This is a genomic window from Flavihumibacter sp. CACIAM 22H1 (assembly GCF_001601815.1).
Taxonomy (GTDB): Bacteria; Bacteroidota; Bacteroidia; order Chitinophagales; family Chitinophagaceae; genus Flavihumibacter.
In genome coordinates this window covers 7,990-18,799 of sequence record NZ_LUKG01000063.1, presented here as the reverse complement: position 1 = coordinate 18,799, position 10,810 = coordinate 7,990, and the positions used below count along the sequence as shown (strand labels likewise).

Annotated in this window: 11 protein-coding genes; 9 read left to right on the top strand and 2 right to left on the bottom strand. The window is 47.6% G+C overall.

The window, feature by feature from the left end:
* From A1D16_RS15570 to A1D16_RS15540, 7 genes are all read left to right on the top strand, one after another.
* Positions 1-1,045: aldose epimerase family protein (locus A1D16_RS15570; RefSeq protein WP_290711146.1), on the top strand; the 1,045-nt coding region annotated here is incomplete at its 5' end.
* Between the two features lie 5 nt (positions 1,046-1,050).
* A complete protein-coding gene (locus A1D16_RS15565) occupies positions 1,051-1,731 on the top strand; it encodes an HAD family phosphatase (RefSeq protein WP_290711144.1) in 681 nt (226 codons plus the stop codon).
* Between the two features lie 69 nt (positions 1,732-1,800).
* Positions 1,801-3,459, top strand: a complete 1,659-nt coding sequence (locus A1D16_RS15560) for a ribulokinase (RefSeq protein WP_290711142.1) — start codon at positions 1,801-1,803, stop codon at positions 3,457-3,459.
* Between the two features lie 15 nt (positions 3,460-3,474).
* Positions 3,475-4,179, top strand: a complete 705-nt coding sequence (locus tag A1D16_RS15555) for an L-ribulose-5-phosphate 4-epimerase (protein ID WP_290711140.1) — start codon at positions 3,475-3,477, stop codon at positions 4,177-4,179.
* A 50-nt stretch (positions 4,180-4,229) separates the two neighbouring features.
* The gene (gene araA / locus A1D16_RS15550; protein ID WP_290711138.1) at positions 4,230-5,723 is read left to right on the top strand and encodes an L-arabinose isomerase; all 1,494 of its coding nucleotides are present in this window, start codon (positions 4,230-4,232) and stop codon (positions 5,721-5,723) included.
* Between the two features lie 23 nt (positions 5,724-5,746).
* Positions 5,747-7,432, top strand: coding sequence for a sodium/solute symporter (locus A1D16_RS15545; RefSeq protein ID WP_290711136.1), 1,686 nt, complete (start codon positions 5,747-5,749; stop codon positions 7,430-7,432).
* A gap of 14 nt (positions 7,433-7,446) precedes the next feature.
* The gene (locus A1D16_RS15540; RefSeq protein ID WP_290711134.1) at positions 7,447-8,136 is read left to right on the top strand and encodes an NUDIX domain-containing protein; all 690 of its coding nucleotides are present in this window, start codon (positions 7,447-7,449) and stop codon (positions 8,134-8,136) included.
* A gap of 4 nt (positions 8,137-8,140) precedes the next feature.
* On the opposite strand, the gene A1D16_RS15535 is transcribed toward A1D16_RS15540, so the two are convergent.
* Together A1D16_RS15535 and A1D16_RS15530 are read right to left on the bottom strand one after the other, a co-directional pair.
* Entirely contained in the window at positions 8,141-8,944 is an 804-nt protein-coding gene (locus A1D16_RS15535; RefSeq protein ID WP_290711132.1) for an ion transporter, read from the bottom strand.
* A 9-nt stretch (positions 8,945-8,953) separates the two neighbouring features.
* Positions 8,954-9,544: a peptidylprolyl isomerase gene (locus A1D16_RS15530; protein WP_290711131.1), complete on the bottom strand. Its 591-nt coding sequence runs from the start codon at positions 9,542-9,544 to the stop codon at positions 8,954-8,956.
* Positions 9,545-9,674: 130 nt separating this feature from the next.
* Between A1D16_RS15530 and A1D16_RS15525 the strand changes: the two genes are divergently transcribed.
* Together A1D16_RS15525 and A1D16_RS15520 are read left to right on the top strand one after the other, a co-directional pair.
* Positions 9,675-10,148, top strand: coding sequence for a (2Fe-2S)-binding protein (locus A1D16_RS15525; protein WP_290711129.1), 474 nt, complete (start codon positions 9,675-9,677; stop codon positions 10,146-10,148).
* Between the two features lie 20 nt (positions 10,149-10,168).
* The coding region (locus A1D16_RS15520) for a molybdopterin cofactor-binding domain-containing protein (RefSeq protein ID WP_290711127.1) at positions 10,169-10,810 on the top strand (642 nt) is incomplete at its 3' end.

Genomic DNA, 10,810 nt, shown 5'->3' with positions numbered 1-10,810 from the left:
TCCTGTAGCAGGTATTTCAAAACAAGCCTGGGGACAGGTAAACGGTCAGCCTATAGAACTTTATACGCTAAGGAATGCCAAAGGAACGGTTGTTACTATTACCAATTATGGAGGCATTGTTACTTCCTTTCTTGCGAAAGATAAAAAGGATTCTGTAGCAAGCATTGTGGTAGGGTTTGACAGCGTCGGTCCTTACCTCCAATCGCCCCCCTATTTTGGTGCATTGATCGGCCGCTACAGCAACCGTATTGCAGCAGGTAAATTCAGTATTGGCGATAAACAGTATACCCTGGCTACCAATAATGGCGCCAATCACCTCCACGGCGGACTGGTAGGATTTGATAAAGTAATCTGGACAGCAGCTCCTATTACAGACAGCATTCCGAGCCTTAGTTTATCCTACCTCAGCAAAGATGGAGAAGAAGGCTACCCGGGTAATCTACAGGTACAGGTAATCTATAGTTTAACAGATGATGACGGGTTAAGAATTCAATACGAAGCCACAACAGATCAGCCTACCATTGTTAACCTTACCAATCATAGTTATTTTAACCTAACCGGCGATACGAAACAGACTATTAGGCAACATTTGCTGCAGCTGAATGCCGATGGTTATACTCCAGTAGATAAGGGACTGATCCCAACCGGCGAAATCCGCCCCGTGGCAGGAACACCTTTTGATTTTCGTACCGCCACTGCTATAGGCAGCCGCATGGATTCGGTAGAAGGCGGCTACGATCATAATTATGTGCTCACCAATGCCAACGGATCCTTGCAAAAGGTGGCTACCCTCACAGAACCTGGCAGCGGCAGAATACTGGAAGTATGGACAACCGAACCGGGTATCCAGTTCTACAGTGGTAATTTCCTGGACGGAAAATTTGTCAATCATACCGGCACCCCCGTTCAACTGCATACAGCCCTTTGCCTGGAAACCCAGCATTTCCCCGATTCTCCCAATAAAAAAGAATTTCCTTCCACCCTGCTGGAACCCGGCAAAAAGTATGTAACCGAAACCATCTATAAAATAAGTGTTGCTAAATAAATGTCATGCGTACCCAAGTTTTCTCCTATGATGCATGGTTGTTTGATCTGAACGGTACCATGGTTGACGATATGCAATACCATGTAGTTGCCTGGTCTGATATGCTGAACAATGTGCTGGGCGCAGGCCTCAGTTATGAACAGGTAAAAGCACAGATGTACGGTAAAAATGAAGAATTGCTGGTACGTGTTTTTGGTCCGGATCGATTTAGCAGCGAAGAAATGTTGCGCTATTCCATGGAAAAGGAACGCCGCTACCAGGCGGCATTCCTTCCCCGGTTGCAACTTATAGACGGACTGGCAAGCCTGTTGAATGCGGCCCAGCATGCAGGTATTCCTATGGCAATTGGCTCAGCAGCCAACCTGTTTAATATTGATTTTGTACTGGATAACCTGCAATTACGCCCTTATTTCAAGGCAATTATCAGTGCAGAAGACGTGGCGGTCAGTAAACCAGCTCCCGATACCTACCTTCAATGTGCCAGGGCACTGTCCGTGGCACCTGGCCGCTGCCTGGTATTTGAAGATGCTCCTAAAGGTGTGGAAGCAGCCTGGAAAGCAGGCATGGATTGCCTGGTACTTACTACCCTTCATGAAAAAGAAGAGTTTTCGGCGTATCCCAATACCATCGGTTTTATGAACGATTATACCGGTTTATTGCAGGCCGAACAGGCGCCAAATAAATAAATGTATATTGTACACTTAAAACAATTTAAATTGTATATTGTGCCAATAAGCTTGTCATAAAAAGAAACAATGTCAACATCCTTCGTGATTGGGGTAGATTACGGAACCGATTCGGTACGGTCTGTTTTGGTAAATGCGCATAATGGCGAAGAAATAGCCGCCTCCGTTTATTATTACCCACGTTGGAGAGACGGACTATATTGTGATAGCACCCTAAGCCAGTTTCGTCAGCATCCGCTCGATTATATCGAAGGCTTGGAACAAACTATACGGGATTGCCTGCAGAAAGCCGGTCCGGCAGCTGCCGATCATGTCAAAGCCATTTCAGTTGATACAACAGGTTCTACCCCGGTAGCAGTCAATGCCGCCGGAGTTCCACTTGCCCTGTTGCCGGAATTTGAACAGAATCCAAACGCCATGTTTGTGCTTTGGAAAGATCATACAGCAGTGAAGGAAGCCGAGGAAATCAATCAAAAAGCTACCCGTTTCCCGGTTAATTACCTTAAATATGTGGGCGGTATATATTCTTCCGAATGGTTTTGGGCAAAATGGCTGCATGTACTGCGGGAAGATGCGGCCATACGAAAAGCCTGCTATTCCTGGGTAGAGCATTGTGATTGGATTCCTTTCCTGTTAACCGGTGAAAAGGAACTGAGCCGTATGAGAAGAAGTGTTTGTGCGGCCGGCCATAAAGCGCTTTGGGCAACGGAATGGGATGGATTTCCTCCGAATGATTTTTTTGCAACATTGGATCCCCTGTTAGACGGGTTAGTTAACCGGTTGTACAATACGATCTATACCGCCGACCAGCAAGCCGGGCAGTTATGCGAAGAATGGGCAGCCCGCCTCGGGTTACCGACCAGCGTAAAAATTGGAATCGGTGCTTTTGACGCTCATATGGGTGCAGTAGGCGGTCAGATTGAACCCTACCATCTGTCGAAAGTTATGGGCACTTCTACCTGCGATATGCTGGTAGCGCCCATGCAGGAAATCGGGCAGCGCCTGATACCGGGCATCTGCGGACAGGTACCTGGTTCTATTATTCCGGGTCAAATGGGGCTGGAAGCAGGCCAATCTGCATTCGGCGACGTGTATGCCTGGTTTCGTAAACTTATTATGCAACCGGTAGGAGATCTTTTACAATCGTCTACGCTACTCGATCCGCAGCTAGCCGCTGCATTGCAACAGGAATTAAATGACCGCTTTATACAGGAAACTACGGCAGCGGCAGCAGCCCTGCCACTGAAAGATTCGGATGAACTGGCGGTTGATTGGCTCAATGGCAGACGAACACCGGACGCTGATCAGCGGGTTAAAGCAACTATTACCGGTCTCCATCTTGGCACAGATGCGGCCCGTATAATGAAAGCGCTTGTTGAAGCTACCTGCTTTGGAGCCAAAGCCATCGTAGATCGGTTTGAGCAGGAAGCGGTGCCGGTTAAAGGATTAATTGGGCTAGGAGGCGTTGCCAAAAAATCGGCGTATATCATGCAGGTAATGGCGGATATCATGCAAATGCCCATCCGGATTCACCGGAGTGATCAGACCTGTGCAGCTGGTGCCGCTATGTTTGCTGCTACCTTAGCTGGTATCTATCCCCGGGTAGAAGAAGCTATGCAGGCTATGGGGCAGGGATTTGATCGCACCTACCAGCCAGATAAAGCAAAGGCCGACTATTATGCAAACCGGTTCGGGAAGTATAAGCAATTGGGGGAAGGGCAGTATTGAATGAAATAATCAGTTATGGAATATAAAGAATTAAGGGAGGAAGCATATGAAGCCAATATGCAGTTGCCTAAACTGGGCCTGGTTCTTTTTACATTTGGAAATGTAAGCGCCGCTGACAGGAATAATGCCGTTTTTGCCATTAAGCCAAGCGGGGTACCCTATGAAGAGTTAACCCCTGCTTCCATGGTAATTGTTGATTTTGATGGCCATACCGTAGCTGGCAAACTACGCCCTTCATCCGATACCCAAACACATGCAGTATTATATAAACACTGGGCGGGAATTGGCGGCATCGTACATACCCATTCTACCTACGCTACTGCCTGGGCACAGGCACAACGCGATATCCCTGTTTTCGGCACAACCCATGCCGACCATACAACGGTTGACATTCCCTGTGCAGCCCCGATGGACGATGAACGGATAAGCGGGCATTACGAATTCCAGACCGGATTCCAGATAATGGATTGTTTTACGGCAAAAAACCTGGATTATCAGGAGCTGGAAATGATCCTGGTTGGAAATCATGCGCCCTTTACCTGGGGTAAAACAGCTGCAAAAGCGGTTTATAACAGTGCCGTACTTGAAACCATTGCAAAAATGGCGCTGCTGACTGAGCAGATTAACCCCTCCGCACCCCGGCTTAAACAATCACTGATACAGAAACACTGGCAACGTAAACATGGGTCCGATGCCTATTATGGCCAATCTGGCTGCTGATAGAACAGGATGGCATTGATCTTTAATTTTTGACTCTTAACTAAATCAACATGTTTTCTTCTTACGAAGTTTGGTTCCTCACAGGCAGTCAGCATTTATATGGAGAACAAACCCTGCTTGAGGTGGCGGAACATTCAGCAGCCATTGTTCAGGCACTGAATGCTTCGGGCAATATCCCGGTTAAAGTAGTGTATAAGCCGGTGTTGAAATCGCCGGATGAAATTTATGCGATCTGCCAGGAACTTAACACCTCGCGTGCCTGCATCGGCGTTATTGCCTGGATGCATACGTTCTCGCCGGCAAAAATGTGGATCGGCGGATTAAAGATCCTACAGAAACCCCTGCTGCACTTACATACCCAGTTCAACCGGGATATCCCCTGGTCGAAAATTGATATGGACTTCATGAACCTTAACCAAAGTGCTCATGGCGATCGTGAATTCGGCTTCATGATGAGCAGAATGCGGATGCGACGTAAAGTGGTAACCGGTTATTGGGCCGACCCGGCTGTACAACAACAGATCAATCACTGGACAAGAGCTGCCGCCGGATGGGCCGACTGGCAGGGTGCCCGCTTTGTTCGGTTTGGCGATAATATGCGCGAAGTAGCCGTCACAGAAGGCGATAAAGTGGAAGCACAGCTGAAATTTGGTTATTCCGTCAATACACACGGAGTGGGCGACCTGGTAAAAAGCATTCAACAGGTTTCAGATGCAGAAGCGGAGGCGCTTTGCAAAGAATACGAAGACAGTTATAAGTTATCCAGCCTGCTTACAAAAGATGGGAAACAGCGTTCTTCTCTTACGGAAGCCGCCCGGATAGAGTTGGGAATGCGCCGGTTTCTTGTTGAGGGAGGCTTTAAAGGGTTCACCGATACCTTCGAAGACCTGCACGGTATGGCTCAATTGCCAGGCATTGCCACCCAGCGTCTTATGGCCGATGGTTACGGGTTTGGCGGAGAAGGCGATTGGAAAACCGCTGCTCTGGTGCGGGCCATGAAAGTAATGGGGCATGGATTAAAAGGGGGCAATTCCTTTATGGAAGATTATACCTATCATTTCGATCCGTCGAACCAAATGGTTTTGGGCGCTCATATGCTGGAGATTTGTCCCTCTATAGCACATGGCCAGCCTTCCTGCGAAGTTCACCCGCTCGGAATCGGCGGAAAAGCAGACCCTGTACGGCTTGTATTTAATGTGGATGGAGGTGCCGCCCTCAACGCATCTATTGTGGATATGGGCAATCGGTTCCGCTTGCTGGTGAATGAAGTGGAAGCTGTTACGCCCGTGCATGATCTTCCTAAACTTCCGGTAGCACGTGTTTTATGGAAACCCTATCCCGATATGCAAACCGGTTGTACCGCCTGGATCCTGGCAGGAGGGGCGCACCATACCTGTTATAGCCAGAACCTGGGTGCCGAACAACTGGAGGATTTTGCAGATATGGCAGAAATTGAATTTGTGCTGATCGGCAAAAAAACAAATCTCTATCAATTCAAGAATGATTTGCGCTGGAGTGATGTATATTACCAAATCAATTCTTAACGAAACCGAACGCAACGCTTGTCATGACTAAATATCTATCCACGGCCGATATAGTGGTGTTTCTGGCCTATATAATCCTGGTTGGCTCTTATGGATGTTGGATCTATTACAAAAAAAAGAAAGCAGTTACTGATACCAAAGATTTTTTCCTGGCGGAAGGATCGCTTACCTGGTGGGCTATCGGCGCTTCCTTGATTGCTTCCAATATTTCTGCCGAGCAGTTCATTGGTATGAGCGGAAATGGCTTTTTTGTTGGAATTGCCGTAGCTGCCTATGAATGGCTGGCAGCCCTTGCCCTGATCATTATTGCCGTCTGGTTTATTCCGGTTTACCTGAAGAATAAGATTTATACCATGCCGCAGTTCCTAACCATGCGGTATAATGCTACGGTTTCTTTTATAATGACCATCTTCTGGTTATTCCTCTATGTATTTGTAAACCTTACTTCCATACTCTATTTAGGAGCTATTGCAATAGATGGTTTGCTCGGCGGACAATACCTGCATATTATTATGGTAGCCCTGGCCATTGCGGCCATCATTATAACCCTGGGTGGTATGAAAGTAATCGGCTATACCGATGTAATTCAGGTGGCGGTACTGATTATTGGGGGGCTGGCTACAACTTATATGGCACTTACCATCGTAAGTGAAAAATTTGGTCTCGGATCCAGCGTACTGGCAGGCTTTAACCAGCTGATGAAAGAAGCGCCGGATCATTTTCATATGATGCTGAATAAACCCGGGCCCGAAGCTACGCAGGAGTACATCGATAAATACAGGATATTACCAGGGGTTTTAATGTACCTGGGTGGCCAATGGGTGGTTAACCTGAATTATTGGGGTTGTAACCAGTATATAACACAAAGAGCGCTGGGAGCCGATTTACAGACGGCCAGATCAGGGTTGCTTTTTGCAGGTTTTTTGAAACTGATGATGCCGGTAATTGTAATGTTACCCGGTATTGCTGCCTACGTATTGTATAAGGGAGGCCATTTGCCAGAATTCTCCGGCAAAATGGACAGCGCCTATTCCGCCATTCTTTCCTTCCTGCCTTCTGGCCTGAAAGGCTTGTCCGTGGCTGCCCTTACAGCTGCTATAGTGGCCTCACTGGCAGGTAAAGCCAATAGTATTTCCACTATCTATACGCTTGATATCCATAAAAAATACATCAATAAAGGGGCCGATGAATCCCGGATGGTTTGGGTAGGACGTGCCGTAGTGGTGGTAGCCATGCTGATTGCTATCATCTTTACCTGGGACGACCTGCTGGGTATCGGTGATGAAGGCGGCTTTACCTTTATTCAGAAATATACGGGCTACTTCAGCCCGGGGGTATTTGCCGTATTTATCCTGGGCATGTTCTGGAAAAGAACCACCGGAACAGCCGCTATAGTGGGGGTAATTGCAGGATTTCTTTTATCTATTCTTTTCAATGACCTGGCACCCAGGTTATTTGGAAATGAAACCTGGCTTTATACAGCCTACCCCAGGGGCGATGGCACCTACGAAATTCCTTTCCTGATATGTATGGGTTTTGCCTTTTTTATGACCCTGGGCCTGATGATCCTTATTAGCCTGGCAGGGCCAAAAATCAACCCCAAAGCCTTTATACATGATGAGGGTATGTTCAAAGTAAAACCATCTACTCTTTTGCAGATTGTAATAACCTTGTTGATCTTAATGGCGCTGTACATTAAATTCTGGTAAATTCGCTGCTAATTATGGGACGAATTGAATACAAACAATACGATCGGTTTCTGGTGGCAGTGGATTGTATCATCTTTGGATTTGACGGTAGCGGCCTAAAGGCCTTGCTGATTAAACGAAGGATAGAGCCCGAGGCCGGCAAATGGTCACTGATGGGCGGTTTTGCCGAGCACCAGGAAAGTATAAATGATGCCGCAGCCAGGATCCTGCTCAACCTCACCGGGCTCGATAAGATCTATATGGAACAACTGCACTGTTTCGGGGATGTGGAGCGCGATCCGGGTGGAAGAGTGATTTCCATAGCCTATTTTGCCCTGATTAAAATTGATGAATCGGATGCAGATAAACTGGATGCACACCAGGCAAAATGGATCGATTTAAAAAAACTGCCCACCCTTATTTTTGATCACAAAAAAATGATCAAACTGGCTAAGGAACGATTGCAGCAAAAGGTGTCCAATCACCCGATCGGGTTTGAATTATTACCGCATAAATTCACGCTTCAACAATTGCAGGCCCTGTATGAAGCAATCTTTGAACGAAGCTTCGATAAGCGGAATTTTACCCGGAAAATTTTGTCGCTCGGCATTTTGCAAAGACTGGATGAAAAAGAAAAAACATCTTCCAAAAAAGGGGCCTTCTACTATGTGTTTGACAAGAAAAAATACAAACAGTTAGAGAACGAAGGCATTCAGTTGATTTGATGGCTCAGAGTGCATGCCCGCAGAACTTGCAAAACCGGGCATCCGGGTCATGGCCTTCAAGTCCGCAGGCCGGGCAGGATTCCGTTAATTTATCTTTCCGGCCAAATTGCTTGGATAACTCAACGGTTACGATGCCCGTGGGTACCGCAATAATAGCATAACCCAGCAGCATAACTACTGACGCCACCATTTTACCAAACGGCGTAATGGGCGAAATATCGCCATAGCCAACTGTGGTTATGGTTACAATGGCCCAGTAAATACTTTGCGGAATACTGCTGAAATCGGGGTTGGCTGAATTCTCTGCCACATAAATGATTGTACCAAGTATAGTGCTGAGCAGGAGTACAAAGCTCAGAAAAATGCCAATGCGTCGGGCGCTTGCTTTCAGGGCAAGTACAATGCCCGTTCCTTCAGAAACAAAATGCGAAAGCTTGAGTATGCGAAATACCCGCATTAGCCGTAAGGCACGGATCGATACCAAAAAATGCGATGCAGGAAACAGCAGGCCTATATAAGAAGGGAGTATGGTCAGCAGGTCAATAACGCCATAAAAGCTCCGGGCATAACGAAGCGGTTTTTTTACCACCAGTAAACGCAATATATACTCAACGGTAAACAGCAGGGTGATGATCCATTCAATAACTACCAATTCCCTGCCGTACCGGGCCGCTATGCCGGGCATGCTCTCCAGCATTACCACTCCCAGGCTTAACAGGATCAGTATAAGCAGGGCCAGGTCAAATCGTCTGCCGGCTTTTGTTTCTGCTTCAAATATTATTTCGAAAAGGCGGGTTTTCCAACTCATGGTGCTGGCTTAATGGCGTTGAATATCGAGGATCAGTACGGGCGGGTCAAAGTATTGATCGGTTTCGGGTTTACGGTAAATTTTGCGAACAATATCCATGCCGCTGATAACTTTTCCGAAGGCGGCATATCCCTGGCCATCTGCATTGTTCTCCCCGCCAAAATCAAACCCCGGTAAATCGGAAAGCGTAATAAAAAATTCCGAGCTGGCAGTGCCGGGTTCTTGCCGGGCAAAGGACAGTGTGCCGGCAGTATGCGTCAGCCCTGTTTGCCGGGTGCTTTCATGAGGAATAGTGGGTAAATCGGGGCGTTTTTTGGTGCTGCTCCAGAGGCCGCCCTGTACAAGTTCGGCTTTGGGAGCATTGGAGGGTTGGTTATCTGTACTTAGTATCCGGTAAAAACCGGTGCGTTTATAAAGCCCCTGGTCCACAATTGCCAGAAAAGCCTTCACCGATTTAGGCGCTTTATCGGCATAGAGCTCAGCAATAATAGTGCCTTCCGCCGTTTTTATTTCAATTTCTATGGTATGGCTGTTTGTTGGTCTGCTATTGCAGGCCATCAGCAAACATCCCGCCACCAATACAATTATTCTTTTTAACATACTTCTTCCTCCTTGTTCTACCCCAAAGGTGCATTTTTTCTTTTACCGGCGCCTGCCAAGCAGGTACCGGTGCCCAACTGCAGAAAGAAAAGAAAAATAATGGTAAATTAGGAACTGCAAATCAAAAGATATGGCTGCGATCACACTTACCGTAAATAATAAGCAATACAAAATTGATGTGGACCCGCAGATGCCCTTGTTATGGGCGATCCGTGATTTTGTGGGGTTAAAAGGTACCAAGTTCGGCTGTGGTATGGCGCAATGTGGTGCCTGTACGGTATTGATGGATGGAAACCCCATTCGAAGCTGTACAACGCAGGTTTCCGTTGCTGCTTCAAAAAAAATCGCAACAATTGAAGGCTTATCGGAGAACCTCGAACACCCGGTTCAACAGGCCTGGATTGAATTACAGGTGCCACAGTGCGGCTATTGCCAGTCGGGCCAGATAATGACCACGGTAGCCCTGCTGAAAAAAAATCCCAATCCTTCGGACGAGCAAATTGATGCTGCCTTGCAGGGAAATCTTTGCCGCTGCGGCACCTATCCGCGTATCCGGAAAGCAGTGCACCGCGCGGCGGAACTGATGAAGACCAAACCATTCTGATAAGCAATAAATTAATAGCCATGCCTACGAAAGTATCCCGTCGGCGGTTTTTGCGGTTATCATCGCTAACCGGCGCAGGTTTTATAATCGGACTGAGTGGCGTAGAAGGAAAAGCCCTGGACGAGCTGGTGAATTTGAGCAACCTGGCTAACCCGGTGGGCGTAACCCCTTTTGTACTGATCGATCCCCAGGGAGGTATCACTATTTTTAATACCAAGCCCGAAATAGGGCAGGGCACTTTCCAGTCGATCCCTTCTCTGATTGCGGAAGAACTGGACCTTACGCTCGACCAGATCACGATCCGGCAATCTGGTGGTGAAAAGGAGCTGGGCGCCGATCAGTTTGCCGGCGGATCAGCATCGATCCGAACCAGCTATCTAAAATATCGGAAAGTGGGCGCCGCCGCCCGGGAAATGCTGGTTACGGCTGCCAGTCAGTTATGGGATGTTCCGGCCAGTGCGTGTACAACAGAAAATGGTAGCGTATATCACAAAGCCGGTAATCGCTCTGCTACCTACCAGGAGCTGGCTGCGGCTGCGGCAAAATTAGCGGTGCCCAAGGATCCGAAGTTAAAAGACCCGGCTGATTTCCGACTCCTGGGCAAAGCGGTGAAACGCCCTGATGTGCCGCTTAAAACCAATGGCAAAGCAGTGTTCGGAATT

Coding starts and splice junctions, on each gene's coding strand:
- A1D16_RS15565 (WP_290711144.1), top strand. CDS start 1,051: ATGCGTACCCAAGTTTTCTCCTATGATGCATGGTTGTTTGATCTGAAC.
- A1D16_RS15560 (WP_290711142.1), top strand. CDS start 1,801: ATGTCAACATCCTTCGTGATTGGGGTAGATTACGGAACCGATTCGGTA.
- A1D16_RS15555 (WP_290711140.1), top strand. CDS start 3,475: ATGGAATATAAAGAATTAAGGGAGGAAGCATATGAAGCCAATATGCAG.
- araA (WP_290711138.1), top strand. CDS start 4,230: ATGTTTTCTTCTTACGAAGTTTGGTTCCTCACAGGCAGTCAGCATTTA.
- A1D16_RS15545 (WP_290711136.1), top strand. CDS start 5,747: ATGACTAAATATCTATCCACGGCCGATATAGTGGTGTTTCTGGCCTAT.
- A1D16_RS15540 (WP_290711134.1), top strand. CDS start 7,447: ATGGGACGAATTGAATACAAACAATACGATCGGTTTCTGGTGGCAGTG.
- A1D16_RS15535 (WP_290711132.1), bottom strand. CDS start 8,944: ATGAGTTGGAAAACCCGCCTTTTCGAAATAATATTTGAAGCAGAAACA.
- A1D16_RS15530 (WP_290711131.1), bottom strand. CDS start 9,544: ATGTTAAAAAGAATAATTGTATTGGTGGCGGGATGTTTGCTGATGGCC.
- A1D16_RS15525 (WP_290711129.1), top strand. CDS start 9,675: ATGGCTGCGATCACACTTACCGTAAATAATAAGCAATACAAAATTGAT.